The organism is Streptomyces sp. NPDC002467 (genome assembly GCF_042889825.1).
In the GTDB taxonomy this organism is placed as follows: Bacteria; Actinomycetota; Actinomycetes; order Streptomycetales; family Streptomycetaceae; genus Streptomyces.
This window is the reverse complement of sequence record NZ_JBIARJ010000002.1, coordinates 229728-255471: the sequence shown is the minus strand read 5'-3', so window position 1 is coordinate 255471 and position 25744 is coordinate 229728. Positions and strand designations below refer to the sequence as shown.

The window sequence follows — 25744 nt, the reverse complement described above, 5'->3', positions numbered from 1 at the left end:
GGACTTGGCCCGCCCCCGTATGGGTCTCGTTACGGGGTAGCCCCGGGTGCGGGGATGCGGGGATAGCTTCGAACCCGCGCCCCGGACTGCCTCCCCGCACCCGGGGCGACACCTGCCGCTCGTGGTTCCCCAGGGAGGGCCCCATGTGTTTGTTCCAGTACGACGACGATCCCGAACCTGAAGAACAGGTCCCGGCCGGACCCCTGTACGTGCCGGTCCGGCCGGGAGGAGCGGAGGTGGTGGTGCGCCTGTTCCGCACCCCGCTGGGAGCTCGCACCATCGTCGGCTTCACCGACCCGGACCGTCTTGCCGCGACACTGGGCGTCCAGCAGCCGTGGATCCGGCTCTCCGAGACCGCGCTCCGCGCGATGGCCGAGCCGCTCGGCGTATCCCTGCTGACCGTCGACCCGACGTTCACCGCTCCCGCGGTCACCGCGGGGCCTCCGGTCGCGGCTCCACTGCCCCAGGCCTCCCCGGTCGCGGCCCGGATCGCCTGATGGGGGATCACACGGTGACCACAGCCGTTCTGTCCGAGCACAAGGCCGGTGCGGATGACCTGTCGATCTGGCCTGCCTCCACGACTCAGGTGACGCCTGGCGGCCTGGCCGTCGGCGGAGTATCACTGGCGGAGATCGCCGAGCGGTTCGACACTCCGGCCTACGTCCTGGACGAGGGCGAGGTCCGCGAGCGGTGCCGAACCTATCGGGATGCGTTCCCCGATGCCGATGTCCTCTACGCCGCCAAGGCGTTCCTCTCCCGTGCCATGGTGCGCTGGGTCGACGAGGAGGGCCTGGGGCTCGACGTGTGCTCAGCGGGCGAGTTGGAGTTCGCCGTCACGGCCGGCTTTCCGCCCGACCGCATCGTGCTGCACGGCAATGCCAAGTCGCCTCGCGACCTGGAGGCGGCGCTGCGCCTCGGCGTGGGGCGGATCGTCATCGACAGCCCGTCCGAGATCGCGAGGATCGCGGCCGCCGTCGGGCCCGGCGGGCGCCAGAAGGTCATGGTGCGGGTGGTGCCCGGCGTCGCGGCCGGCGGGCACGACAAGATCCGTACCGGTACCGACGACCAGAAGTTCGGCCTCTCCCTCACCGACGGGGGCGCACAGCACGCGATCACCCGGGTACTCGGTCAGTCGCAGCTCGAACTCACCGGACTGCACTGCCACATCGGCTCCCAGATCTCGGACGTGAAGCCCTATCTGGTGGCGCTGCGTCGCATGGTCGGACTGATGGCCCGTGTCCGTGACGCTCACGGGGTCGTCCTGGCCGAGCTGGACATGGGTGGTGGCCATGGCATCGCGTACCAGCCCGGCGAGCCCGCCCTCGACCTCACGACGCTCGCGCGCAGGATGCGCGCCGAGCTCATCGAAGGCTGCGCGGCCGCCGGACTGACCGTACCCCGGCTCGTCGTCGAGCCCGGGCGGGCCGTCGTGGGACCGGCCGGAGTCGCCCTGTACCGGGTCCTCGCCGTCAAGCACACCGGGGAGAAGGTGTTCGTCGCCGTCGACGGCGGCATGAGCGACAACCCGCGACCCGCCCTGTACGGGGTGCGCTACGCGCCCCGTCTGATCGGCCGCGCCTCGACAGCCGGACGCCGTACGGCCACGGTCGTCGGCCGGCACTGCGAGGCCGGCGACATCCTCGCGGCCGACGTGGAGCTGCCCGGCGACATCCACCCCGGCGACCTGCTCGCCACACCGGTGGCGGGGGCGTACCAGCTGTCCATGGCCTCCGGCTACAACCTCGTGGGCCGGCCCGCGGTCATCTCGGTCCATGAGGGCTCGGCCCGGATGCTGGTCCGGCGCGAGACGCTGGAGGACTTCCGCAACCGCGACATCGGCGGTTAGGGCCGATCCAACGGATCCTGCGGCATGCCCGTCTACGGTTGGTAACGAGTTCGATCACCATCGCTGCGATGACGCCCCAGACCCCGATCCCGAGCAGCCACAGGGCGTCCAGTGCGGCGCCGGTGGCGATGACGGTCAGTCCGGCCGCTCCGAGGACCAGTACGGTCCGGCGGATCTGGTGGTCTGGGCGCGAGCGAGTGTTCACAGTAATGAGAATCCCGCTGGACCTTCGCCATGGCGAAGGTCCAGCGGGATTCCTGTCGGGCTCCTTACGCCGCGTCAGCCGGCGTGCACGTGGGGGCGGCGGGCGCGGTCGGGCTCGGCCTCCCGGATGACCTCGCGGGTGACGGGGGCGACCTCGCCCTGGCCGAAGAGGAAGAACCGGAAGAAGTTGGCCATCGGGTTGCCCTCGGTCCACTCGAAGTAGATGTGGGGCCGCTGGCCGGTCTCGTCCCGGACGTGAAGGAGGAGGGCGGCCAGCGCGTTGGGGATGCTGGAGCTCTCCAGGGTCAGGACGCGGTAGCGGTCGTGCAGGACCTCGCCGCGCACCCGCATGCCCGATTCGAACTCGGACGCGTCCAGGACGGTGACCTCGACGAACATCACGTCGTCCTCGGCCGGGATGTCGTTGTCCGCGCGGATCTGCGCCTTCTTCTGCCGGTACTCCTCCAGGTCCCGGTTGTCGGGCTCGTTCGCGATGAAACGGATGGTGCGGTTGGCGGTGTCACGGATGAACCGCTGGGCCATGTCGTCGAACTCGATGTGCGTGACGCGCAGCTCGAAGACCCGGGCGAGGCGGGAGAGGAGGGAGAGCGCCATGATGCCGCCGATGAAGCAGGCACCGATCTTCACGCCGTCCGGTCGCTCCACGACGTTGATGGCCGTCGTGTAGATGAAGACGGCCGAGATGACGCCGAAGCCGATCGTCCAGCCGCGCTCCCCCGCCCGGCGCGCCGCGATGGTTACGGCGACCGCGGCCGAAGTGATCAGTACGAGGACGCCGGTGGCGTACGCACCACCCTGCGCGTCCACATCGGCGTTGAAGATCCAGGTCACCAGGAACGCGACCAGGGTGAACACGATGACCATCGGCCGCAGGGCCCTCGCCCAGTGCGGGGCCATGCCGTACCGGGGCAGGTAGCGCGGCATCAGGTTCAGCAGACCGGCCATCGCGGACGCGCCGGCGAACCAGAGGATCAGGATCGTGGAGATGTCGTAGACCGTGCCGAAGGCGGAGCCCAGGTACTCGTGGGCCAGGTAGGCGAGGGCGCGTCCGTTGGCTTCGCCGCCCGGCTGGAACTGGGCGGCCGGGATCAGCAGGGTCGTGATGAGGCTGGAGCAGATCAGGAAGATGCTCATGATCACGGCGGCCGTGGTCAGCAGCTTCTTGGCGCCGCGGATCCGGCCGGCAGGCTTGGCCTCGGTGTCGTCGGGCTCGCCCTGGACGTGTGGCATGACCGCCACACCCGTCTCGAAGCCGGACAGGCCGAGGGCGAGCTTGGGGAACACGACGAGTGCGATGGCGATCATCATGAAGACGTTGCCGTGCTCGGTGGTCAGGGCTGTCGTCCAGTCGGTGATGACCTGGGGTTCGCTGAACACGTTCCACAGCCCGACGGCCACGACCACGACGTTCAGGCTGAGATAGGTGACCACCAGGACCACGGCGACGCCGATGGCCTCGCTGAACCCCTTCAGGAACACCCCGCCCAGGAGGGCGATCAGGATCAGGGTGATCAGTACCTCGTGGCCGTGCAGGGTGCTGGTGAGGTGCGGGTTCTCCACCATGTGCGCGGTCGCGTCGGCGGCGGAGAGGGTGATGGTGATGAGGAAGTCGGTCGCCGCGAACCCGAGCAGGGTCAGGACGAACAGCTTGCCCTTCCAGAACGACAGCAGCTTCTCCAGCATGGCGATGGAGCCCTCGCCATGCGGGCTCTCCTCCGCCACCCGCCGGTAGACCGGGAGCGCGCCGAACAGTGTCAGCAGCACGAGCACGATGGTCGCGAGTGGCGAGAGCAGACCGGCCGCGAGGAAGGCGATGCCGGGCTGGTAGCCGAGGGTGGAGAAGTAGTCGAGACCGGTCAGGCACATGACGCGCCACCACGGCCGGCCGTGGGGCTGGGCCGCCGCCTCCTTGGCGGCGGGCGAACTCGTCTGGGCGGTCAAGCCTTCCAGCATCCACGCGCGCAGGCGCGAGGAGCGGGCAGGGGTGGCCATCGTGGGGTGCTCCTGTCGTACGGCAAAGAATCAGCCATCGACAACGACGGCTGAGCAAGCGTACGCAGGCTGATCACTCATGCACGCGAGCGGACAAACCCTGACGCGTCCTTAACGCAAACAGTGCCACCTGTGGCGTAGTGGGGGCATTCACGCTCAGGACATTGCTGGAGCGGGGCGGCCCGGACGGGAACCGCCCCCGCAGAGGACCCGGCGCAGTTCAGCCGAGGCCGGGGATGGTGGACACCAGCAGGTCGATGAGCTTGATGCCGACGAACGGCAGGATCAGGCCGCCGAGCCCGTAGACGCCCAGGTTGCGGCGCAGCAGGTCGTGTGCGGAGGCGGGGCGGTAGCGGACGCCGCGCAGGGCGAGCGGGATGAGGGCGACGATGATCAGGGCGTTGAAGATGATCGCCGAGGTGATGGCGGAGGTCGGGCTGCTCAGGCCCATGATGTTGAGGGCTTCGAGTCCCGGGTAGGCCGAGGCGAACATGGCCGGGATGATCGCGAAGTACTTCGCCACGTCATTGGTGATGGAGAAGGTGGTCAGGGCGCCGCGCGTGATCAGCAGCTGCTTGCCGATCTCGACGATGTCGATCAGCTTGGTCGGGTTGGAGTCCAGGTCCACCATGTTCCCGGCCTCCTTGGCGGCCGAGGTACCGGTGTTCATCGCCACGCCGACGTCGGCCTGGGCGAGCGCGGGAGCGTCGTTCGTACCGTCGCCGGTCATCGCGACGAGCTTGCCGCCGGCCTGTTCCCGCTTGATGAGGGCGAGCTTGTCCTCGGGGGTGGCCTCGGCGAGGTATTCGTCGACGCCGGCCTCCTGCGCGATGGCGCGGGCCGTCAGCTCGTTGTCGCCGGTCACCATGACCGTGCGGATCCCCATGCTGCGCAGCTCCGCGAACCGCTCCCGGATCCCCTCCTTGACCACGTCCTTGAGGTGGATGATCCCCAGCACCCTCGGGCCGTCCCAGTCGTGGACGGCCACCAGCAGGGGCGTGCCCCCGGACTCGGACACGGTGGCCGACCAAGCTGCTGCTTCCGGCGGCACGGTCCCGCCGCGCGCCACCACCCAGTCGCAGACCTGCGTCACCGCGCCCTTGCGGATGGCGCAGCCGGCGCCGTTGTCCCAGCTCAGATTCACGCCGCTCATCCGGGTCCGGGCGCTGAACTCGGTGAAGCGGGGATTGCTGAGGTCCTCGGCGGCGGCCGGCTGGAGTCCGTACTGCTGGGCGAGGGTGACGACGGAGCGGCCCTCGGGCGTCTCGTCGGCGAGCGAGGACAGCTGGGCGGCGTCGGCCAGCTTGATGTGATCCACGCCGGGCAGCGGGATGAAGGCTGCGGCCTCGCGGTTGCCGAGGGTGATGGTGCCGGTCTTGTCGAGGAGCAGGGTGTTCACGTCTCCGGCCGCCTCGACGGCGCGTCCGCTCATGGCGATGACGTTGCGCTGGACGAGCCGGTCCATGCCCGCGATGCCGATCGCAGAAAGGAGGGCGCCGATCGTGGTGGGGATGAGGGTGACGAGGAGGGCGACCAGGACGGTCGTGGACTGTGCGGCGTGCGCGTAGGCCGCCATCGGCTGGATGGCGACGACCACCAGGATGAAGATGACGGTGAGTGCGGCCAGCAGGATGTTCAGCGCGATCTCGTTCGGGGTCTTCTGCCGGGTGGCGCCCTCGACCAGGGCGATCATCCGGTCGATGAAGCTGTTTCCGGGGCGCGAGGTGACCCGTACGACGATCGAGTCGGACAGCACGGTCGTGCCACCGGTGACCCCGGACCGGTCGCCGCCCGATTCCCTTAAGACGGGGGCCGATTCGCCGGTGACGGCGGACTCGTCCACCATCGCGGCCCCGTCGACCACGTCGCCGTCGGCCGGGATCAGCTCGCCGGCCTCGACGAGGACGAAGTCGAAGGGCTGGAGCTCGGTCGGTGTGACGACCTCGGTCTCGGCCCGGTTCAGGTTCGCGCCGTACGTCCAGTGGTTCAGCCGCACCGCGACGGTGTCCGTACGTGCCTTGCGCAGCGATTCCGCCTGAGCCCGGCCCCGGCCTTCGGCAACGGCCTCGGCTAGGTTGGCGAACAGGACCGTCAGCCAGAGCCAGACGCTGATCACCCAGGTGAAGACGGACGGGTGGATGAGCGCCGAGAGCGTGGTCAGGACGGATCCCACGGCGACGACGAACAGCACCGGCTTCTTGACCAGTTCGCGCGGATGGAGCTTGCCGACGGCCTCCCGTGCGGAGGCGGCGAGCAGTTCGGGGTCCACCACGTTCACCTGTCCGGAGCGTTTCCGCGACGGTCGGTTGGTCGGAGTCCGCGGAGGTGTTCCGAGACCCGGAGGAACGTGCTGCGCGGCGGCGGGAGGCATGAAGCGACCTTCTGGATGGGTTCGAGGCGTGGCAGCCCCGGCAGCTCGCGGCCAGGGCGCGGAAGAGGGTGTCGCCGCCGGGGACCGTCCCCCATGGACCCCCTCGGCCGTCATGTGAGTATTAGAGGTCCCCGGCAGCGCAACAGGCAGGAAACTACTGCCTGCTGCCTTGGAAGTACGCTTGTGGGCGTGGGAATTGGCACCTTCTTGACGGCGGCGCACGAGACGTGTCAAGCCGCCGTCAGAGGTGCGTCAACGTACGTCAGCGTGCGTCTGCCGTGATGCGGAAGCGCAGTCGGCAGATCACGGCGTCGGTGTCGCGGCGGATCGCGTGGGCCACGACGGAGCCGCGCTGGTTCTGAAGCAGCCGCTGCCACAGGTGGGCCGGTTCGGTCTCCGGGATCAGGACGGTCACCTGGGCGTCCGGGTGGGACTGGGCCAGCTTCCGCACGTATGCCGCCAGGGGACGGCCGAGAGAGCGGGTCTCCGAGGAGAGCTCGATCAGCTCGACGCCGGGCTTCCACAACTCCCAGTCCCGCCTGAGGGCTTCAGCGGTCTGGCGGTCCTCGGGGGCCGGGTGGGTGACCGTCACTGCGAGAACGTCGTCGCCGAGCGAGCTGGCAGCGTTGAGAGCCTGGCTCGTCAGGCGGGACAGACCGGAGACGGGAACCACGACCAAGGAGCGGGAGCGATGCGGGGCCTGGGGAATCCGGCCGAGCTCCAGACGTTCGCCGATCTCGGTGTATGCGCGGTGGATCTTCTCGAAGCCGAGAACGAGCAACGGCAGCGCGACGACGACCAGCCAGGCACCCTCGGTGAACTTGGTGGCGGTGACGACGACGGCCGAGACCCCGGTCAGCAGGGCACCGAAGCCGTTGAGGGCCGCCTTCGCCTGCCATCCCCGCGGCCGTTCCCCGTACCAGTGCCGGACCATGCCGACCTGGCAGATGCTGAAGCCGATGAAGACGCCGATCGCGAAGAGCGGGACGAGGGTGTTGGTGTCGCCGCCGGAAAAGACGAGCAGCAGGGCGGAGACGAGGGCCAGCCAGACCACGCCGTGGCGGTGGACCTGACGGTCGGCCTTGAGCGCGAAGACGTGCGGCAGATGGTTGTCCCGAGCCAGCAGGCTCATCAGGACCGGCAGACCACCGAAGGAGGTGTTCGCCGCCAGCGCGAGGAGCACCATCGTGGCGAACTGGACCACGTAGAAAGCCGCGTTGTGCCCGAAGGAGGCGTCCGCGAGCTGCGCGAGCACGGTCACGCCCTCGACCGGCTGGAGGTGGAAGCGGCCGATGAGGATCGACAGGCCGATCAGCATCACACCGAGCAGGGCGCCGAGTGCGACCTCGGTGCGTTGGGCCCGGCGGGCGGCCGGCGCCCGGAACGAAGGCACGGCGTTGGCGACGGCCTCGACGCCCGTCAGGGCGGAACAGCCCGCGGCGAAGGCCTTCAGCAGCAGGAGCGCACCGACGGTGGTGGCTCCCTCGCCGAGCGCGGAGGCGTGCCCGGCGGCGGAGGCGGTGCTGACGGGACCGTCGCGGAAGAGTCCCACGACGACCATCGCGAGGATCGACCCGACGAAGACGGCGGTGGGCACGAGGAACGCCTTGGCGGATTCCACGACCCCGCGCAGGTTCACCGCCGTGACCAGCACCAGGACACCCAGGCAGATCCACACCCGCTCTCCGTAGAACTCGGGGAACGCCGAGGTCAGGGCAGCCACGCCGGCCGTGACGGACACGGCGACGTTCAGCACGTAGTCCAGGATCAGCGAGGCGGCGGCCACCAGACTCGTACGCCGGCCGAGGTGCTTCTTGGCGACGGCGTACGAGCCGCCGCCGTCCGGAAACGCGGCGATGACCTGCCGGTACGAGGCCACCAGGACCGCGAGCAGGGCGGCGATCGCCAGGGTGACGGGGAGGGTGAAGCCCATGCCGTAAGCACCGGCCACGGCCAGGACGAGCACGATCGACTCCGGCCCGTACGCGACGGAAGCCATCGCGTCCAGCGACAGGGCGGCCAGTCCCTGGAGGGCGGTCAGCCGGTGGCGGTCGCCTGCTGCGGGCGCCCGTACGCCGGTATCAGGAGGCTCCTCCGTGCCCGGGGCCTGTCCTGCCGTGCTCGGCTTTCCCATGTCTATGGACATCTTTCGCTGTTCCTCCGTTGGACAAAGTGAGGACAGCGTCGGAATGCCGTGGCTTGATTACCAGTGCTCTTGGCGTCATCCATACGGCCGCTGCTCCAGTATTCACGCGCCTTTGATGCCGAGGCGGGGCAGCCGTATGAGGTGCGTCAAGACCTGGCCGCAGTGTGTGACCGTCCCTCTGGCAAGGGGCAGTGTTGATACAGGCGGCTTCCCCGCCTGCCTCCGTGAAAGGGAGAAGGTCCAGATGGATGCGGAGAACGTGGTCGGACTGGTCATCGCCCTCGCTCTGCTCGGCTATCTCGTGGTCGCTCTGATCAGGCCCGAGAAGTTCTGATATTCGAACCCCTCGTGTCCGGACAGGAGGCATCACATGTCCGGGTATCGACTTCACGACGCGGCCGCCCTGCTCGCGGCCCTCGTGGTCCCCTTCCTCGTGGCGCTCGTGCTCGTGCCCTTCCGCACGGATCTCTCGGCGACGAACGCGGCCCTGATCCTCGTCGTCGCGGTGGTCGCGGTGGCCGCCGTCGGCACACGCGCCGCCGGAGCGGCGGCCGCGCTGTCGGCCGCCGCCTGGTTCGACTTCTTCCTGACCGAGCCCTATCAACGGTTCTTGATCGCCGGCCGCGATGACATCGAGACGGCGGTCCTGCTGCTCGTCGTCGGCCTGGTCGTCTCTCAGCTGGCGGTACGCGCACGGCGGCTTCGGCGGACCGTGATCACTGACGCGGCCCATCTGTCGAGCCTCCAGGGCACCGCCCGCCTGACCGAGGACGGCCGCTCGCCGGAGGCCGTGGTCGAATACGTGCGCCGGGAACTCGTCGGCCTGCTGGGGTTGCGCGGCTGCCGCTTCGAATACGGCACCCTCATGGGAAACATGCCGCGCCTCGAGCACGACGGCGGCCTGTGGCTGCGCCGCCCGGGGCGGGTGACGGAGTACGCCGGCTGGCCGGACGGCGAGACCGAGCTGCGAGTCGTCGGCGGCGGGCACTACTACGGCCGCTTCCTGCTGGATCCGCTCCCCGGCCCGCTCCCCTCGGAACAGGACCGCCTGGTGGCCGTCGCACTGGCCGCCCAGGCCGGCTCCGCCCTGGACACGGCCGGCCTGTCCCACCAGGGCTGACCAGGCTTTCTCCGGCGCTTCACGTAAGGGCGGCGTTAAGAGTTCCCGTGCGTCCGTATGGACCCCGTCAAGGTGTCTTAACGCCGGGATGAAGACACGGTTATCTCGTCATCGGCCATCTGGCCGATTCATTTCTTCCCTCTTCATCCAGGAGCTCACGGTGGCCGATCTGGCCTTCGTCGTCACCACGGTCGCGGTCTTCGCACTGGTGGCTCTCATCGCCCGGGGGGTGACCAAGCTGTGAACGCCGAAAACATCGTCGGCCTCGTCGTGGCCGTCTCCCTGCTCGGATACCTCGTCCTCGCCCTTGTGTACCCGGAGAGGTTCTAGCCACCGATGAGTCCCGTTTTCGCTGGTGTGCTCCAGCTCCTCGCACTGATGGCCGCGCTCGCGCTGGCCTACCGCCCGCTGGGCGACTACATGGCCCGGGTCTACTCCTCCGAGAAGCACTACAAGCCGGAGAAGTGGATCTACAAGATCATCGGCGCCAACCCGTCGGCCGAGATGCGCTGGCCCGCGTACCTGCGCGGCGTCCTGGCCTTCTCCGCGGTCAGCGTCCTCTTCCTCTACGCCCTGCAGCGCGCCCAGGGCGTCCTGCCCGGCTCGCTGGGCTTCTCCGCGATCGATCCCGACCAGGCGTTCAACACCGCCGCGTCGTTCGTAGCGAACACCAACTGGCAGTCGTACTACGGCGAGCAGGCCATGGGCCACGTCGTGCAGACCGGCGGCCTTGCCGTACAGAACTTCGTCTCGGCCGCGGTCGGCATGGCCGTCGCGGTGGCCCTCGTACGGGGCTTCGCGCGCTCGCGCACCGGTGAGCTCGGCAACTTCTGGTCCGACCTGGTGCGCGGCACCGTCCGGATCCTGCTGCCGATCTCCGTGATCGGCGCGCTGGTCCTGGTCGCGTGCGGTGCGATCCAGAACTTCGCCGGGATCCACGAGGTCGGCCAGTTCATGGGCGGCTCGCAGCAGTGGAACGGCGGGGCGGTGGCCTCGCAGGAGGTCATCAAGGAGCTGGGAACGAACGGCGGCGGCTACTTCAACGCCAACTCGGCCCACCCGTTCGAGAACCCGACCCCGTTCTCGAACCTCTTCGAGATCTTCCTCATCCTGGTGATCCCGTTCGCCCTGACCCGCACCTTCGGCCGCATGGTCGGCAGCCTCCGCCAGGGTTACGCGATCCTCGCCACGATGGCGACGATCTGGCTCGCCTTCACCGCGCTGATGATGTGGACCGAATTCGCCCACCACGGCCCGGCCTTCGAGGTAGCCGGCGGCGCGATGGAGGGCAAGGAGACCCGCTTCGGCATCGGCGCCTCCGCGATCTTCTCGGTCGCCACCACGCTGACCTCGACCGGTGCGGTCAACTCCTTCCACTCCTCCTTCACCGGCCTCGGCGGCGGCATCCAACTCCTGGGCATGCAGCTCGGCGAGATCGCGCCCGGCGGCGTCGGCTCCGGCCTCTACGGCATGCTGATCATGGCAATCATCGCGGTGTTCATCGCCGGCCTGATGGTCGGCCGCACCCCCGAGTACCTGGGCAAGAAGATCGGCACCCGCGAGATCAAGCTCGCGGCCTGCTACATCCTCATCACCCCGGCGCTCGTGCTGTGCTTCACCGCCGCGGCCATGGCCCTGCCCACCCCGCCCCACTCCATGCTGAACTCCGGCGCGCACGGCTTCTCCGAGGTCCTCTACGCCTACACCTCGGGCGCCAACAACAACGGCTCCGCGTTCGCCGGCCTGAACGCCGACACCCAGTGGTTCAACAGCACCATCGGCATCGCGATGCTGCTCGGCCGCTTCCTGCCCATGGTGTTCGTCCTGGCGCTGGCCGGCTCGCTCGCCGAGCAGAAGCCCGTTCCGGAGACGGCGGGCACCCTCCGTACTGACAAGCCGCTCTACACCGGACTGCTCGTCGGCACGATTCTCATCATCACCGGTCTGACCTACTTCCCGGCCCTGGCGCTGGGTCCGCTCGCCGAAGGGCTCGCATCATGAGCACCGCCACTCCCACCAGGGCTCCGCACCAGGACGTGCCCACCGGCCACAAGCCTGGCGCCGGACGCGTCGGCGGCGGCCTGTTCGATCCCAAGCAGCTGCTGAAGTCCTTCCCGGACGCCGTCCGCAAGCTCGACCCCCGCGTCATGATCAAGTCTCCGGTCATGTTCGTGGTCCTGATCGGCTCGGTCGTCACCACCGTCCTGGCGGTCAAGAACCCGACGGACTGGTTCGGCTGGGCGATCACCGCCTGGCTGTGGCTGACCACCATCTTCGCGAACCTCGCTGAGGCCGTGGCCGAGGGTCGTGGCAAGGCTCAGGCCGACACCCTGCGCAAGGCCAAGACCGACTCCGTCGCCCGCCGCCTGACCCAGGACGGCAAGAGCGAGGAGCAGGTACCGGGCACCGACCTGCGCATCGGCGACCTGGTCGTCTGCGAGGCGGGCGACATCATCCCCGGCGACGGTGACGTCGTCGAGGGTGTCGCCTCCGTCGACGAGTCCGCCATCACCGGCGAGTCCGCACCCGTCATCCGCGAGTCCGGCGGCGACCGCTCGGCCGTCACCGGCGGCACCAAGGTCCTCTCCGACCGGATCGTCATCAAGATCACCACGAAGCCCGGCGAGACCTTCATCGACCGCATGATCGCCCTGGTCGAAGGTGCCGCCCGGCAGAAGACCCCGAACGAGATCGCCCTCAACATCTTGCTGGCGTCCCTCACCATCGTGTTCCTGCTGGCCGTGGTGACCCTCCAGCCGTTCGCGATCTACGCGGGCGCCGAGCAGTCCATGATCGTCCTCACTGCGCTGCTGGTCTGCCTGATCCCCACCACCATCGGTGCCCTGCTGTCCGCGATCGGCATCGCGGGCATGGACCGGCTCGTCCAGCGCAACGTCCTCGCGATGAGCGGTCGTGCGGTGGAAGCCGCCGGTGACGTCTCCACGCTGCTGCTCGACAAGACCGGCACCATCACCCTCGGCAACCGCCAGGCCTCCGAGTTCGTCCCCGTCAAGGGCACCACGGAAGCCGAACTCGCCGACGCCGCCCAGCTGTCCTCCCTCGCGGACGAGACCCCCGAGGGCCGCTCCATCGTCGTCCTCGCGAAGGAGAAGTACGGCCTGCGCGAGCGCCACCAGGGCGAGCTGTCGAACGCCGACTGGATCGCCTTCACCGCCCAGACCCGCATGTCGGGCGTGGACGTGGACGGCAAGCAGACCCGCAAGGGCGCCGCCGGCTCGGTCATCACCTGGGTCAAGGAGCAGGGTGGCCAGGTCTCCGACGACGCCGACCTCCTCGCCAACAAGATCTCCGAGGCCGGCGGCACGCCGCTGCTCGTCGCCGTCAGGGACGACGAGGGCGCCAGGGTCCTGGGCGTCATCCACCTCAAGGACGTGGTCAAGGAGGGCATGCGGGAGCGGTTCGACGAACTGCGCCGCATGGGCATCAAGACCGTCATGATCACGGGCGACAACCCGCTGACGGCCAAGGCGATCGCGGAGGAGGCCGGCGTCGACGACTTCCTCGCCGAGGCCACCCCCGAGGACAAGATGGCCCTGATCAAGCGGGAGCAGGCCGGCGGCAAGCTCGTCGCCATGACCGGCGACGGCACGAACGACGCGCCCGCCCTCGCCCAGGCCGACGTCGGCGTCGCGATGAACACGGGCACCTCGGCCGCCAAGGAGGCCGGGAACATGGTGGACCTGGACTCCAACCCCACCAAGCTCATCGAGATCGTGGAAATCGGCAAGCAGCTGCTGATCACGCGCGGTGCCCTGACGACCTTCTCCATCGCCAACGACGTCGCCAAGTACTTCGCGATCATCCCGGCCATGTTCGCCGTGGTCTACCCGGGCCTCGACAAGCTCAACATCATGGGCCTGTCCTCGCCCGAGTCGGCCATCCTGTCCGCGGTCGTCTTCAACGCGCTGATCATCATCGCCCTGGTCCCGCTCGCCCTCAAGGGCGTGCAGTACAAGCCGACCAGCGCCGACAAGATGCTCCGCCGCAATCTGGGTCTGTACGGCGTGGGCGGTCTGATCGCCCCGTTCATCGGAATCAAGATCATCGACATGCTCATCTCCCTCATCCCCGGAATCGGCTGAGCCATGAACAACTCCGTAGGAAACACCGCTCGTCTGCTGTGGGCCGGCCTGCGCGCGCTGCTGGTCCTGACGATCGTCTGCGGCGTCCTGTACCCGCTGGCCGTCACCGGCATCGCCCAGGTCGCCTTCGGCGACAAGGCCAATGGTTCCGAGATCAAGGACAAGAGCGGCCAGGTCGTCGGCTCCTCCCTCATCGGCCAGACGTACAACTTGCCCAAGCAGAACCCCGACGACCCGGAAGAGGCGGCGAAGCCGGACCTGAAGTGGTTCCAGCCGCGCCCCTCCAACGGCCTCGGCTCCAACAGCGTCAACACCCAGTACTCGCTGATCCTCTCCGGTGCCACCAACAAGGCCGCCGACAACCCGGACCTGGTCAACCTGGTCGAGGACGCCAAGGCAGCCGTCATCGCGGACAACTCCACGGCGACGTACCGGGTCAAGCCCTCGGACGTGCCGGCCGACGCCGTCACCTCCTCCGGCTCCGGCCTCGACCCGGACATCTCCCCCGCCTACGCCGAGCTGCAGATCCACCGGGTCGCCGAGCAGAACAAGCTCGACGTCAAGCAGGTCGAGAAGCTCGTCGCCGACCACACCACCGGCCGAACCCTCGGCTTCATGGGCGAGCCCCGCGTCAACGTGCTCGAACTGAACACCGCCCTCAAGGCACTGACCAAGAGCTGATGTTCCACATCGCACGGACCGGGGGCCGGCGGGACGCGGAACTCCCCCAGCTGACGCTGGGAGGGGCCCCCAGCGTCCCGCCGGCCCCTTACCGTGCCCGCAACGAAGGAAAGGCTGCACACCGATGACCCGGGTGCTGGTGGTGGAGGACGACCCTCAGCTCGTCCGCGCACTGAAGATCAATCTCCAGGCGCGCAAGTTCGACGTTGAAGAGGCCTCCGACGGCGGCTCGGCCCTGCGGCTCGCGGCCGCCCGCAAGCCGGACGTCATAGTGCTGGACCTCGGCCTCCCGGACATGGACGGCATCGACGTCATCAAGAGCGTCCGCGGCTGGAGCCGAGTCCCCATCCTGGTCCTCTCCGCACGTCACACCTCGGAGGACAAGATCCGGGCGCTGGATGCCGGCGCGGACGACTACGTGACGAAACCGTTCAGCATGGACGAGCTCTTGGCCCGCCTGCGGGCCGCCGCCCGCAGGCAGGAACCGACTGCCGCCTCCCAGGCCGACAAGGTCGCCGTCGTGACGACCGACGAGTTCAGCGTCGACCTGATCGCGAAGAAGGTCCACCGCGGCGAACGCACCGTACGACTGACCCCGACCGAGTGGCACCTGCTGGAGATCCTCATCACCCACCCGGGCCGGCTGATCACCCAGAGCAGGCTCCTGCTGGAAGTCTGGGGCCCAAGCTACGGGGAGAACACCAACTACCTGCGCGTATACATGGCCCAGCTACGGCGCAAGCTGGAAGCGGACCCCTCGCACCCCCGGTACCTGATCACGGAACCGGGCATGGGCTACCGCTTCGAACCCTGACCACCCACCCGCCCATCCGATCGTCACCAGAGAAGAAGAGTCTGAACATGGGACGCGGCAAGCTCCGCATCTACCTCGGCGCGGCACCGGGCGTCGGCAAGACGTACGCGATGCTCTCCGAGGCACACCGCCGCGTCGAGCGGGGCACCGACTGCGTCGTGGGCTTCGTCGAGCACCACAGCCGCCCGCGGACCGAGGTCATGCTGCACGGCCTCGAACTGATCGAGCGGTGCGAGATCGAGTACCGCGGCTCCACCTTCACCGAGATGGACGTCGACGCCATCCTCGCCCGCCGCCCCGCCGTGGCTCTCGTGGACGAGCTCGCGCACACGAACGTGCCGGGCTCGCGCAACGCCAAGCGCTGGCAGGACGTGGAAGAGCTGCTCCAGGCCGGCATCGACGTCGTCTCGACCGTCAACATCCAGCATCTCGAATCACTGGGTGACGTGGTCGAGACGATCACCGGCGTCCGCCAGCGGGAGACGGTCCCGGACGAGGTCGCGCGCCGCGCCGACCAGATCGAGCTCGTCGACATGTCCCCGCAGGCCCTGCGCCGTCGCATGGCCCACGGCAACGTCTACAAGCCCGACAAGGTCGACGCCGCCCTCTCGAACTACTTCCGGCCCGGCAACCTCACCGCCCTGCGCGAGCTGGCCCTGCTGTGGGTCGCCGACCGGGTGGACGAGTACCTCCAGGAGTACCGGGGCGAGCACAACATCCGCTCCACCTGGCAGGCCCGCGAGCGCATCGTCGTCGGTCTGACCGGCGGCCCCGAGGGACGTACGCTCATCCGGCGCGCCGCCCGGCTCGCCGAGAAGGGCGCGGGCGGCGAGGTCCTGGCCGTCTACATCGCCGCGAGCGACGGCCTCACCTCCGCCTCGCCCAAGGAACTGGCCGTCCAGCGCACCCTGGTCGAGGACCTCGGCGGCACCTTCCACCACGTCATAGGCGACAGCATCCCCGACGCGCTGCTGGAGTTCGCCCGCGGGTGCAACGCCACCCAGATCGTGCTGGGCGTCAGCCGTCGGCGCTCCTGGCAGTCCGTGTTCCGCCCCGGTGTCAGCGCCACCGTCGCCCGCGAATCGGGCCCGGACCTCGACGTCCACATCGTTACCCACGACGAGGCCGCCAAGGGCCGCGGGCTGCCCGTCGCACGCGGCGCGCGGCTCGGCCGCTCGCGGATCATCTGGGGCTGGCTCACCGGCATCGCCGGCCCCGCACTGCTCACCGTGCTGTTGAGCCAGCTCGTCCCCGAGCTCGGTCTCGCGAACGACATGCTGCTCTTCCTCACGTTCACGGTGGCGGCGGCCCTGCTCGGCGGCCTGCTCCCCGCGCTCGCCTCGGCGGCGTTCGGGTCCCTCCTGCTGAACTACTACTTCACGCCGCCGCTGCACGAGTTCACGATCTCCGACCCGAAGAACATCGTCGCCATCGCGATCTTCGTCGGTGTGGCGGTGTCGGTGGCCTCGGTAGTGGACCTGGCCGCCCGGCGTACGCACCAGGCCGCCCGGCTGCGCGCCGAATCCGAGATCCTCTCCTTCCTCGCCGGCAGCGTCCTGCGCGGTGAGAACTCCCTCGACGCGCTCCTCGAGCGGCTCCGCGAGACCTTCGCCATGCAGTCGGTCGTCCTCCTGGAGCGCAGCAGCGAGGTGGATCCCTGGACGACGGCGGCGTCCGTCGGCACCAGTCCCGTCAGCCGCCCCGAGGAGGCGGATGTCGACCTCCCCATAGGGGACAACATGGCCCTCGCCCTCACGGGCCGGGTCCTGCCCGCCGAGGACCGCCGCGTGCTCGGCGCCTTCGCCGCCCAGGCCGCCGTCGTACTCGACCGCCAGCGCCTGGTCGACGAGGCCGAGAAGTCCCGCGAACTCGCCGAGGCCAACCGCATCCGCACCGCGCTCCTCGCCGCCGTCAGCCACGACCTGCGCACCCCGCTCGCCGGGATCAAGGCCTCCGTCACCTCCCTGCGCTCCGACGACGTCGAATGGTCCGAGGACGACAAGGCCGAACTCCTCGAAGGCATCGAGGACGGAGCCGACCGCCTCGCAGCCCTCATCGGCAACCTCCTCGACATGTCCCGCCTCAACACCGGCACCGTCGTCCCACTGATCCGGGAAACGGATCTCGACGAGGTCGTCCCCATGGCCCTGGGCGGCGTGCCCGAGGACAGCGTCGCGCTCGACATCCCCGAGACCCTGCCGATGGTCGCCGTCGACCGCGGGCTCCTGGAACGGGCCGTCGCCAACATCGTCGAGAACGCCGTCAAGTACAGCCCCGACGGCCAACCCGTCCACGTCTCCGCCAGCGCGCTCGCCAGCCGCGTCGAGCTGCGCGTCGTCGACCGCGGGCCCGGCGTGCCCGACGAGGCCAAGAACCGCATCTTCGAACCCTTCCAGCGCCACGGCGACGCCCCGCGCGGCGCCGGCGTCGGCCTCGGCCTGGCCGTGGCCCGCGGCTTCACCGAGGCCATCGGAGGCACCCTCACCGCCGAGGACACCCCGGGCGGCGGCCTCACCATGGTCATCACCCTCCCCATAGCAGGGGACGTCCCTCCGGTATCGCCGGAGCTCCCGACATCCGCGGTCACCTGACGCCGAGGTGACCGGCAGGGCGACTCAGGCCGACGATCGCGGGTCACCTCATGGCCCGCGATCGTCTCCGCATCAGGCAGCGCAGCAGTCCCGCGATTGCCCGCGTGTGGGCTGATGACAGAAACACGCGAGCCGTCCGGCCCCGGTATCCCCACACCGGCGAGCCGGACGGCTCATGTGTTGTGCGACGGGTGACCGACACGCGGTCGCATCGGCCCGTACCCCCACGGTGGGACCATGCGCCCTCGGGCGGTGTTCAGGTCACCGCCCGTCGGCCGCGTGCCGCCGGTCCGTCGTCCGGCTCCGTCGCAACACCAGTCTGCTCCAGGCGGATGGCCCTGGCAGTACTCCTTGACGGGTTCCTTCCGCACGGAAGTCGATCTTTGATGCGGCTCTGACGAAGGGTCATCAGAAGGCCGTCAAGAAGCCTTCGAGCGCTTGCCGCCGGGTCCCCGATGCGCTGGGATTGCGCCATGAACAGCGGTCCGCGCTATGACGATCGGCCACCGAATCCGGTGCAGCCGACGGCGCCCGCTGTCCGCCCGGCCCTCTGACGTCGGCCGCGCGTCCTCCCCGTACCTGCCGCCAGCCCCCTGAAGGGCGCTGACCGAGGCCGCGTACGCATCCTCACCTTCACCGCATGGACCGAGCCTACGCACCAGCCTCGCGCTGGGGCGCCGGGCGCTTCGGCCATGCCTGCTTCCAGGAATCCCACATGTCTTCATCCCTGTCCGGCCGTACCGTCCTCGTCACCGGCGCCACCTCCGGCATCGGCTACGAGACCGCCCGCCGGCTCGCCGAGCGCGGCGCCACCGTCCTCCTCCACGGCCGCACGCCCGAGGAGGCCCAGGCCGCCGCCGACCGGCTCGTTGCCACCGCCGGGGTGGACGGCGCCCGTCTCCGGCCGCTCGCCGCCGACTTCGTGCGCCTGGAGGAGGTCGAGAACCTCGCCCACGCCGTCGTACGGGAGCACCCGCGCCTGGACGTACTCGTCAACAACGCGGCCATCGCAGCACCCGAGCGCCACACGCTCACGGCCGACGGCAACGAGATCTCCTTCCAGGTCAACTTCCTGGCCCACTACCTCCTCACCACCATGCTGGAGCCGGCCCTCACCAGTGACCCCGGTGGTCGCGTCGTCAACGTCTCCTCCGCCCTCCACCGCACGGGCGCCATCCAGTGGAACGACCCGCAGCGCGTGCGGCGTTACTCGCGCCTCGCCGCGTACGCCCAGTCGCAGCTCGCGCTGACCGTCTTCGCCGCCGACCCGCGGGTCACCGCCGTCTCCGTCAACCCCGGCGTGTGCGAGACCGGCCTTCTCCCGCTGTACGGGCACGAAGGCGCGCCGGCCGCCGAGGGCGCGCAGCACGTCGTACGGCTCTGCGACCCGGCCACCGAGATCGTCAACGGCGCCTACTACGACCGTTCCGAGCGCGTGGCCCCGGCCCCCGCCGCCACCGAGGACCGCACCGTCAAGCGCCTCAACAAGCTCGCCGACCTCCTCGTCGGCCACACCGCCTGAAGGGATCCACGGACATGTCCAAGCGCGCACGCAAGAAGAGGGCCCGCCGCAAGAGGGGCTCCAACCACGGCAGCAAACCCAACTGCTAGTCATCAGTCCACCCCGTGGGGCGGCCCTCCGACAGGTCCGCCCCACTTCCATGTCCCAGCAAGGAAGTCTCGTGATCAACCTGCCGCCCCACCGACTCCCGGCCCTCGTCCGCTGGTTCCCGACGGGTGCCCCGGGCTCGGCCGCCCTGACCGAGCACGTGCTGACCACCGAGGCCGGCCGCTGGTGGGTGGACCGCGTGATCCAGCCGCGCGTGATCGCCGCCGAGTGCGGGGACCACGTACTCCTGCGCGGTGACCCGCGGGCCCTCACGCCGAGCGATCTCGCGGTCTTCGCGGACCGCTGCGTCGAGGCTCCGGGCCGCTTCCTTCCGCTGATCGGTGCGGCCTTCCAGCACGTGGTGCCATGGCAGCGCGTGGTGTACGTCAAGCGGTCCTCCGTGCCGGCCGCCCGACCGCCGAGGGGTGTCACCGTGCGCCGGCTCAACGCGCGGGATGCCCGGGCGCTCACCACGCTTCCGCCGGCGATGAGCTGGATCCACCGCACCTGGGGCGGCCCCGAGGCCCTCGCCCGCTCCGGCCACGCCTGGGCCGTATTCCAAGGCGACCGCATCGTGGCCGTGGCCTGTACACCTACTTCCTCGGCACCACCTACGAGGATGTCGCCTGCGTCACCGTCCCGACCCTCGCCTGCAGTACCTGGCGCTCGACTGCGTCAACGCCCTGTGCTCGGACATAGCGGCCCGCGGCCACACGCCCAGCTGGACCTGCTCGACGAGCAACCGCCCTGGCCGCCTACTCGCCTGGACCGCCGGCTTCCGCCCGGAGCGGGAGTACGCCCACTTCGCCGTCGGCCCACCCACGGCGACCGGAAGAGCGGCCGCGGGATGAAGCGACATCGGTGGCCGAAGTCTGGACAGCCGACTACAGCGGCCGGCCGGATCCGCTCTCGCCATTCCCCTTCAGCAGCCGATCCAGCTCGTTCCCCGCCTCGTCGTATCCGGCATCGGAGATCCGTTGCAGCTCCCGCAGATCGCGGGCCGCGGCCGCGCGTCGCGTGAGCAGGAACCCGGCATGCATGCATCCCTCATCCAACAGCTCGCTGAGCTCCCCGAGGTCGCCGGCCACGTCGGCCATATCGGCCAGCCGGTCCAGAGCGGTCTCGTTGCCCTCATCGGCCAGCTCGCGCAGGGTCTCCCGGTCGAAGCTCATGTTCATGTTCGCCATGACGCCATGCTGCAACCCTGCCCCAGGGGAAAGGTCAAGTGGGACGATGACCGGGTGATCACCATCGGGCAGCTGGCCAAGTACGTCGGGGTGTCGACCAAGACCATCCGCGTCTACCACGACAAGGGCCTGCTCCCCGAACCGGACCGCGACGCGTCCGGCTACCGCAGGTACGGCGCGAACGACGCCATCGATCTGATCAAGATCCGGACGCTCGCCGAAGCAGGTGTTCCACTGGCCCGTATCCGAGGCCTGAGATCGGCTACCGACACGGAGTTCCAGCAGGCCTTGGGCGAGATCGACGACGAGCTCACCGCCCGCATCCGTGGTCTGCAGGCAACGCAAGGGCGCCTGCGTCAGCTGGCCGCCGGCCGGCTGACACCGCTGCCCGCCGAGGTCGGAGCCCATCTCGAGCGTCTGACTCGCTGGGGATTCACGCCTCGGTGGGTGGACCTGCAGCGCGATCTGTGGATCCTCGTGTTCGCCACCCACCCGGACCGCGCGTTCACCCTCTTCCACGACCAGGCCGAGACCACGGCCGACCCGGCGCTGCGGCAGCTCTACCTTGACTACGACCACGCGTACGACCTCGGCCCCGACGACCCCCGCATCGACGACCTGGCCCGCCGGATCGCCGATGCGACGCAGGAACGCTACGGACGCGACGTACTTCCCGCGCTGGATACGGGCTCGGAGATCCCCTCCCTCATCCAAGGCACGGTCAACGCCTCGTCTCCGGCATGGCAGCGACTCGACACGCTCATTCGCGCACACCTGGGCGTATGACGCGACGTACGGGCAGCCCGGGGACGGCAGCGCCCCGCAGTCGGCGGGGCCCCCCTCACCGGACTCGGCCAGCCGTCGCCGCAGCCCCAGCACGGTCAACCCTGCAGTGAGCAACAGCGCCTCGCCGGCTATCGGGACCTGTGCGGTCAGCGGCCCGCTCGGACCGCCGGGCCGTCTCTTTCGAATCCGGCCTGTCGACCCCGCGTCTCCCCCAGCCATCGCCCAAGAGCAAGATCCGGAGCCGGGCCTAGGATTGGCCCATGAGCACGGCAGACGACGACCGCATCGCCCTCGACCTCCTCGACTCCCATCTCGAAGACCTGTGGCGGGCAGCCATCGAACTCCAGCGGGGAAACCGGGCTGTCGTCCCCGAGGCGCCGCGCGAGCTGGACGGGGCCGCTGCGGGCGGTGCGGCCGCGGAACTCCTGCGGTGGGGGTACGGAGCGCTGGCCGGCATTCCGCGCTCGCCGGCCGACGTGTTCGCCCGCAGCGTCGGCAGCACCCTCATGGAGTTGCGGCGGCGCCGGAGCCCCTGGAACGCGGCGGCCCTGCGCCTGCTGGATGACCCGTACGTCTTCCTCGCCACCGGTCCGCGCCGGCACGAGGACTGGGCCGAGGACGTGCTCGCCCTGATGCACCGCGAGGTCCCGGACCCGCGCGGCTGGCTGCGGATCGACGGCGACCGCACCAACAATGCCCGCTACGCCGTACCGACGTACCCCTTCGAGCCGCCGCCCGCCGCCGAGTTCCGGGACCGCCTGCACGAGCTGGAGCCGGCAGGGGCCGTCACCGCGCTCGCCGTCATGGCGGAGGAGTGGAACGAGGGCCGGCCCGTCCGGAACCGGCCGGAGCGCGATGCCCTGCTCGCCGACGCACGGTTCCTGCTGGACCGCTACGGCCCGGACGCCCGCTTCTGGACGAATGCCCGGGACGCGGCCTCGGACCCCGCCCGGGACTTCGTCCAGGCCGGCCTGGAAGGGACGAGGGTCCACGGGTTCATCACGGGCGAGTACATCAACGGCCTCGACCTGTTCGAAGAACTGGGCCTCATCGCCGTGTCCGACGAAGAGGTCGGGGTCTTCTGGTCCTTCGGCGCATACTGACACCGGCTCCCCTGCACCCGGCCCCGTCCAGAAGCCCCGCCGGCCTCGCCTCGGTCACGCCTCGAAGCGGTAGCCCATGCCGGGGGCGGTGATCAGATGGCGCGGGTGCGACGGGTCCGCCTCCAGCTTGCGCCGCAGGTGGGCCATGTACACCCGGAGGTAGTTGGTCTGCGTGCCGTACGAGGAGCCCCACACCTCCTGGAGCAGACGCCGCTGGCTGACGAGTCGGCCGCGATTGCGGATCAGGACTTCCAGCAGATGCCATTCCGTCGGCGTGAGCCTGATGTTCTTCCCCCTGCGCCGGGCCTTCTTGGCAAGCAGGTCGACCGTGAATTCCTCGGTCTCGACCAGCGCTTCGTCCGGTGCGGCCGTGCCTTGTGTCGGGGTGCGGCGAGCCACGGCTTTCAGCCTGGCGAGCAGTTCGTCCATGCTGAAGGGCTTGGTGATGTAGTCGTCGGCACCCGCGTCCAAGGCGTGGATCTTCTCCTCGGAGCCGTGGCGGGCGGAGACCACCAGGACGGGTACCTGCGACCACACGCGCAGTCGCTTGATCACATCGATCCCGTCCATGTCGGGAAGCCCGAGGTCGAGCAGGACCGCGTCCGGGCGGCGGGCCGCCACGGCCTCCAGGGCCGTACCCCCGTCCTGCGCGCAGTCGACTTCGTACTTCCGCGCCTTCAGATTGATGACCAGCAGCCGCGCAAGCTGCGGTTCGTCATCCACCACCAGCACCCGGGGCATCGGCGCGCCGCCTTCCTGTCGCATGTGGAGATCCGGATCGGACCGTTGGCTTTCCCCCGGAGGTGACGGCCCGACCGTGATGCGTCCGGCTCCAGTCCGCCCCCCTAGGTCCGGGCTGGGCATGGTCTCGGCGGAGATCACTCGCGCCCTCCAACCTCGCATCACGGACGGCCGCCCGATCCCCCCTGCGCTCAGTCTGCGATCACTGCCGGAAGCCGACGTGCCACGTTGACACCCCTCTTACGGCCGGCCTGTGCTTCTTGACGCACCGCTGATGTCGGGTGAGTCCCGGTGGCCGGCCGGCTGCCGCCGCCTGCGCCGACATCGGCATCTCCGGCGCCCTCATCCGCGACCGGCGTCCCGCGCGGTAGACGTGATGCAGCGCCTCTGTCGCTACGGCACGTTCCAGGCGGAGATGACCGGCTGCCCCTCCTCGGTGGCGAGGAAGCTGAGAGTGCCGGGATGTGGATGGCCGAGCAGTCGGCTGGCGGACGCGTCAAGGCCGAGCCAGCGCACGGTCAGCACCCGCGCCAGATGACCATGCGCGACGACGGCGACATCGCCGTCGTCCAAGAGCGGCCGGATCCGGTCCAGCACCGCATCCGTGCGGGCCGCCACCTGTTGGAGCTGCTCGCCGGGATGGTCGGCGTCGCCAGTTACGACGCCGTCCCGCCACAGGTCCCAACCCGGCCTCGTCTCCCGGATTTGCCCGGCGGTCAGGCCCTCGTAGGCGCCGTAATCCCACTCCATGAGGTCGGGGTCAGGCCTGACATCGGTCAGACCCGCCAGCTCTGCCGTCCGCAGGGCCCGGTTCAGCGGACTGCTGAACACGGCAACCAGACGGCGCTGGGACAGCCTTGGAGCGAGCGCCTTGGCTGCCGCCTCACCCGCATCCGTCAGCGGAACGTCGGTACGGCCGGCATGCCGGCCCGACAGGCTCCACTCGGTCTGGCCGTGCCTGATCACTATCAGCTCACCCATGGATCCGCACGCAATCCGCTCATACGTCACAACGGGAGACCTGCCTTGCCTCATCCCAGGCAGGTCCTGCGGCGTGAACTCGCTCTGCTCTGATGCCCGGCATCATCCGTCCGGGGCACGTCGGCATCAGAGCTGTGTCAAGGACTGGATGACTGTCTTGAGCCGCACCTCGTAAGGCAGTTGGATGAGTGACGTGAACAGCGGTCTGCGCCACGACGACCGGCCACCGCATACGGTGCGCCCGCCCTCGCGCGCTGCTCACCTGCCGGTGCGCTGACGCACCGCTTCCGAACCGCGGCCGCCCGCCCCCGCCCGTGTAGCGGGCGGCCGCTTCCACCCGGTGCCTGCCCCGCCTGGCAGGCACCGGGCCTCACCTTGCGTCCTACGACCGTGATGAGCGCGTGGCCCGGGCCGTTTGCACCCGCCGAGGAGCGCCCGATCCAGCGCCTGAGCGAGCTTGCCGGACTGCTCGTCGGCCGCGACGCCTGAGGCGAACCACCCCGGGACGGGACGGCCGCCGTCAGGCGGCGCCTCGCTCCCCTGCATCACAGCCCGCGCACCACAAGGGAGCGTTGATGATCGAAATCGCACCGCAGCAACTGCCCACCCTGAGCCGGTGGTTTCCCACCGGCTCCCCCGGTCTCGGGGCACTCGCCGAGCACGTACTGACCACGGGCGCCGGCTGCTGGTGGGCCGATCGTCCTGACCGGCCCCGCGTCCTCGCCGTCACCTGCGCGGACCACGTGCTACTGCGCGGCGACCCCAGCGCGCTCGCCCCGGATGCCCTGGCCCGGTTCGCTGACCAGTACGTCGAGACGCCCTCACGCTTCCGGCCCGCCCTCGGCTCCGCGTTCGAGCGCGTCATCCCCTGGGAGCGGATGCTGTACGTCCACCAGGCTCAGGCATCGGTATCCCTCCCCCGTACGCCGCGTGGCGTGGCGGTGCGGCGGCTGACACCCGAGGACGTTCCGGCGCTGGCCGAGCTGGACTCCGAAAACGCCTGGATCCACGCCAGTTGGGGTGGACCCTTCGGACTGGCCGCCTCGGGCCACGCCTGGGCCGCCTTCGCCAAGGGCCGGATCCTCTCCGTCGCCTGCACCTATTTCCTCGGCAGCGCCTACGAGGACATCGCGGTCGTCACCGTGCCCGACCACCGCCGCGAACGTCTCGCACTGGCCTGCGTCGCCGGCTTGGCGGCCGATATCCAGGCACGTGGACGTACCGCGAGCTGGTGCTGCTCGCGCGACAACCGACCCAGCCGGCTGCTGGCCTGGACGGCCGGATTCCGACTCACCCGCGAATACGTCCACCACGCCACGGGCCGTGCCTTGGTACGCGAGGTCCGGGCAACGCCGGTGCCGGCGTCGGGCGTGGCCGCAGCTTTGGCCTGATGGCCGACTCGCCACGTCGAATACGTCGTGCTCTCACCGGTCACCCGACGCGGCGGG

At 69.6% G+C, this 25744-nt stretch carries 22 protein-coding genes; 16 read left to right on the top strand and 6 right to left on the bottom strand.

What is annotated here, in order from left to right:
- The first annotated feature begins 143 nt into the window (after nt 1-143).
- Nucleotides 144-497, top strand: a complete 354-nt coding sequence (locus tag ACFYYJ_RS04505) for an SAV_915 family protein (RefSeq protein WP_389128380.1) — start codon at nt 144-146, stop codon at nt 495-497.
- On the top strand, nt 497-1846 hold the full coding sequence (lysA, locus tag ACFYYJ_RS04500) for a diaminopimelate decarboxylase (protein WP_389128379.1): 1350 nt from the start codon (nt 497-499) through the stop codon (nt 1844-1846). The genes ACFYYJ_RS04505 and lysA overlap by 1 nt, the downstream gene beginning before the upstream one ends.
- A 279-nt stretch (nt 1847-2125) precedes the next feature.
- On the opposite strand, the gene ACFYYJ_RS04495 is transcribed toward lysA, so the two are convergent.
- The 3 genes from ACFYYJ_RS04495 to ACFYYJ_RS04485 all read right to left on the bottom strand — a co-directional run bounded on the left by ACFYYJ_RS04495 (nt 2126) and on the right by ACFYYJ_RS04485 (nt 8580).
- On the bottom strand, nt 2126-4063 hold the full coding sequence (locus ACFYYJ_RS04495) for an amino acid transporter (RefSeq protein ID WP_389128378.1): 1938 nt from the start codon (nt 4061-4063) through the stop codon (nt 2126-2128).
- A gap of 220 nt (nt 4064-4283) precedes the next feature.
- A complete protein-coding gene (kdpB, locus tag ACFYYJ_RS04490; protein WP_389128377.1) occupies nt 4284-6434 on the bottom strand; it encodes a potassium-transporting ATPase subunit KdpB in 2151 nt (716 codons plus the stop codon).
- Nucleotides 6435-6696: 262 nt separating this feature from the next.
- Nucleotides 6697-8580, bottom strand: a complete 1884-nt coding sequence (locus ACFYYJ_RS04485; protein ID WP_389128375.1) for an APC family permease — start codon at nt 8578-8580, stop codon at nt 6697-6699.
- 244 nt (nt 8581-8824) lie between these two features.
- On the opposite strand from ACFYYJ_RS04485, the gene kdpF (ACFYYJ_RS04480) reads away from it, so the two are divergent.
- The 11 genes from kdpF (ACFYYJ_RS04480) to ACFYYJ_RS04430 all read left to right on the top strand — a co-directional run bounded on the left by kdpF (ACFYYJ_RS04480) (nt 8825) and on the right by ACFYYJ_RS04430 (nt 19500).
- A complete protein-coding gene (gene kdpF / locus ACFYYJ_RS04480) occupies nt 8825-8914 on the top strand; it encodes a K(+)-transporting ATPase subunit F (protein WP_037847856.1) in 90 nt (29 codons plus the stop codon).
- Nucleotides 8915-8950: 36 nt separating this feature from the next.
- Nucleotides 8951-9700, top strand: a complete 750-nt coding sequence (locus tag ACFYYJ_RS04475; protein WP_389128372.1) for a DUF4118 domain-containing protein — start codon at nt 8951-8953, stop codon at nt 9698-9700.
- Between the two features lie 88 nt (nt 9701-9788).
- Entirely contained in the window at nt 9789-9944 is a 156-nt protein-coding gene (locus ACFYYJ_RS04470) for a hypothetical protein (protein ID WP_008734570.1), read from the top strand.
- On the top strand, nt 9941-10030 hold the full coding sequence (gene kdpF, locus ACFYYJ_RS04465) for a K(+)-transporting ATPase subunit F (protein WP_037789535.1): 90 nt from the start codon (nt 9941-9943) through the stop codon (nt 10028-10030). Before ACFYYJ_RS04470 ends, kdpF (ACFYYJ_RS04465) begins: the two co-directional genes overlap by 4 nt.
- A gap of 6 nt (nt 10031-10036) precedes the next feature.
- Nucleotides 10037-11701, top strand: coding sequence for a potassium-transporting ATPase subunit KdpA (kdpA, locus tag ACFYYJ_RS04460; RefSeq protein WP_389128369.1), 1665 nt, complete (start codon nt 10037-10039; stop codon nt 11699-11701).
- The gene (kdpB, locus tag ACFYYJ_RS04455; protein ID WP_389128367.1) at nt 11698-13803 is read left to right on the top strand and encodes a potassium-transporting ATPase subunit KdpB; all 2106 of its coding nucleotides are present in this window, start codon (nt 11698-11700) and stop codon (nt 13801-13803) included. Before kdpA ends, kdpB (ACFYYJ_RS04455) begins: the two co-directional genes overlap by 4 nt.
- A 3-nt stretch (nt 13804-13806) precedes the next feature.
- Complete coding sequence (locus tag ACFYYJ_RS04450) at nt 13807-14484, top strand: potassium-transporting ATPase subunit C (protein ID WP_389128365.1); 678 nt, start codon at nt 13807-13809, stop codon at nt 14482-14484.
- A 124-nt stretch (nt 14485-14608) separates the two neighbouring features.
- Nucleotides 14609-15298 carry a response regulator gene (locus ACFYYJ_RS04445; protein WP_328775431.1) on the top strand — a complete coding sequence of 230 codons (690 nt, stop codon included), beginning with the start codon at nt 14609-14611 and terminating at the stop codon, nt 15296-15298.
- Nucleotides 15299-15345: 47 nt separating this feature from the next.
- Entirely contained in the window at nt 15346-17889 is a 2544-nt protein-coding gene (locus ACFYYJ_RS04440; protein ID WP_389128363.1) for an ATP-binding protein, read from the top strand.
- A gap of 715 nt (nt 17890-18604) precedes the next feature.
- Entirely contained in the window at nt 18605-19411 is an 807-nt protein-coding gene (locus tag ACFYYJ_RS04435; RefSeq protein ID WP_389128361.1) for an SDR family NAD(P)-dependent oxidoreductase, read from the top strand.
- A 14-nt stretch (nt 19412-19425) separates the two neighbouring features.
- Nucleotides 19426-19500: a 50S ribosomal protein bL37 gene (locus tag ACFYYJ_RS04430; RefSeq protein ID WP_383394580.1), complete on the top strand. Its 75-nt coding sequence runs from the start codon at nt 19426-19428 to the stop codon at nt 19498-19500.
- Between the two features lie 882 nt (nt 19501-20382).
- Here the strand turns inward: ACFYYJ_RS04430 and ACFYYJ_RS04425 are convergent.
- Nucleotides 20383-20685, bottom strand: coding sequence for a hypothetical protein (locus ACFYYJ_RS04425; protein ID WP_389128359.1), 303 nt, complete (start codon nt 20683-20685; stop codon nt 20383-20385).
- Nucleotides 20686-20739: 54 nt separating this feature from the next.
- Here ACFYYJ_RS04425 and ACFYYJ_RS04420 point away from each other — a divergent pair, with 54 nt between their 5' ends.
- Both ACFYYJ_RS04420 and ACFYYJ_RS04415 read left to right on the top strand, forming a co-directional pair.
- Nucleotides 20740-21471 (top strand): MerR family transcriptional regulator, encoded by a 732-nt coding sequence (locus ACFYYJ_RS04420; RefSeq protein WP_389128358.1) that lies wholly within the window; start codon nt 20740-20742, stop codon nt 21469-21471.
- Nucleotides 21472-21731: 260 nt separating this feature from the next.
- Nucleotides 21732-22574, top strand: a complete 843-nt coding sequence (locus ACFYYJ_RS04415) for a hypothetical protein (RefSeq protein ID WP_389128356.1) — start codon at nt 21732-21734, stop codon at nt 22572-22574.
- A gap of 54 nt (nt 22575-22628) precedes the next feature.
- Here ACFYYJ_RS04415 and ACFYYJ_RS04410 read toward each other — a convergent pair whose 3' ends face one another.
- Together ACFYYJ_RS04410 and ACFYYJ_RS04405 are read right to left on the bottom strand one after the other, a co-directional pair.
- Nucleotides 22629-23315 (bottom strand): response regulator, encoded by a 687-nt coding sequence (locus ACFYYJ_RS04410; protein ID WP_389129038.1) that lies wholly within the window; start codon nt 23313-23315, stop codon nt 22629-22631.
- Nucleotides 23316-23708: 393 nt separating this feature from the next.
- A complete protein-coding gene (locus ACFYYJ_RS04405; RefSeq protein WP_389128354.1) occupies nt 23709-24296 on the bottom strand; it encodes a histidine phosphatase family protein in 588 nt (195 codons plus the stop codon).
- Nucleotides 24297-24871: 575 nt separating this feature from the next.
- Between ACFYYJ_RS04405 and ACFYYJ_RS04400 the strand changes: the two genes are divergently transcribed.
- Complete coding sequence (locus ACFYYJ_RS04400) at nt 24872-25687, top strand: GNAT family N-acetyltransferase (protein ID WP_389128352.1); 816 nt, start codon at nt 24872-24874, stop codon at nt 25685-25687.
- Nucleotides 25688-25744 lie beyond the last annotated feature (57 nt).

Coding starts and splice junctions, on each gene's coding strand:
- ACFYYJ_RS04400 (WP_389128352.1), top strand. CDS start 24,872: ATGATCGAAATCGCACCGCAGCAACTGCCCACCCTGAGCCGGTGGTTT.
- lysA (WP_389128379.1), top strand. CDS start 497: ATGGGGGATCACACGGTGACCACAGCCGTTCTGTCCGAGCACAAGGCC.
- ACFYYJ_RS04485 (WP_389128375.1), bottom strand. CDS start 8,580: ATGTCCATAGACATGGGAAAGCCGAGCACGGCAGGACAGGCCCCGGGC.
- ACFYYJ_RS04410 (WP_389129038.1), bottom strand. CDS start 23,315: ATGCCCCGGGTGCTGGTGGTGGATGACGAACCGCAGCTTGCGCGGCTG.
- ACFYYJ_RS04440 (WP_389128363.1), top strand. CDS start 15,346: ATGGGACGCGGCAAGCTCCGCATCTACCTCGGCGCGGCACCGGGCGTC.
- ACFYYJ_RS04435 (WP_389128361.1), top strand. CDS start 18,605: ATGTCTTCATCCCTGTCCGGCCGTACCGTCCTCGTCACCGGCGCCACC.
- ACFYYJ_RS04450 (WP_389128365.1), top strand. CDS start 13,807: ATGAACAACTCCGTAGGAAACACCGCTCGTCTGCTGTGGGCCGGCCTG.
- ACFYYJ_RS04470 (WP_008734570.1), top strand. CDS start 9,789: ATGAAGACACGGTTATCTCGTCATCGGCCATCTGGCCGATTCATTTCT.
- ACFYYJ_RS04475 (WP_389128372.1), top strand. CDS start 8,951: ATGTCCGGGTATCGACTTCACGACGCGGCCGCCCTGCTCGCGGCCCTC.
- ACFYYJ_RS04405 (WP_389128354.1), bottom strand. CDS start 24,296: ATGGGTGAGCTGATAGTGATCAGGCACGGCCAGACCGAGTGGAGCCTG.
- ACFYYJ_RS04425 (WP_389128359.1), bottom strand. CDS start 20,685: ATGGCGAACATGAACATGAGCTTCGACCGGGAGACCCTGCGCGAGCTG.
- kdpB (WP_389128367.1), top strand. CDS start 11,698: ATGAGCACCGCCACTCCCACCAGGGCTCCGCACCAGGACGTGCCCACC.
- kdpB (WP_389128377.1), bottom strand. CDS start 6,434: ATGCCTCCCGCCGCCGCGCAGCACGTTCCTCCGGGTCTCGGAACACCT.
- ACFYYJ_RS04445 (WP_328775431.1), top strand. CDS start 14,609: ATGACCCGGGTGCTGGTGGTGGAGGACGACCCTCAGCTCGTCCGCGCA.
- ACFYYJ_RS04505 (WP_389128380.1), top strand. CDS start 144: ATGTGTTTGTTCCAGTACGACGACGATCCCGAACCTGAAGAACAGGTC.
- kdpA (WP_389128369.1), top strand. CDS start 10,037: ATGAGTCCCGTTTTCGCTGGTGTGCTCCAGCTCCTCGCACTGATGGCC.
- ACFYYJ_RS04415 (WP_389128356.1), top strand. CDS start 21,732: ATGAGCACGGCAGACGACGACCGCATCGCCCTCGACCTCCTCGACTCC.
- ACFYYJ_RS04495 (WP_389128378.1), bottom strand. CDS start 4,063: ATGGCCACCCCTGCCCGCTCCTCGCGCCTGCGCGCGTGGATGCTGGAA.
- kdpF (WP_037847856.1), top strand. CDS start 8,825: ATGGATGCGGAGAACGTGGTCGGACTGGTCATCGCCCTCGCTCTGCTC.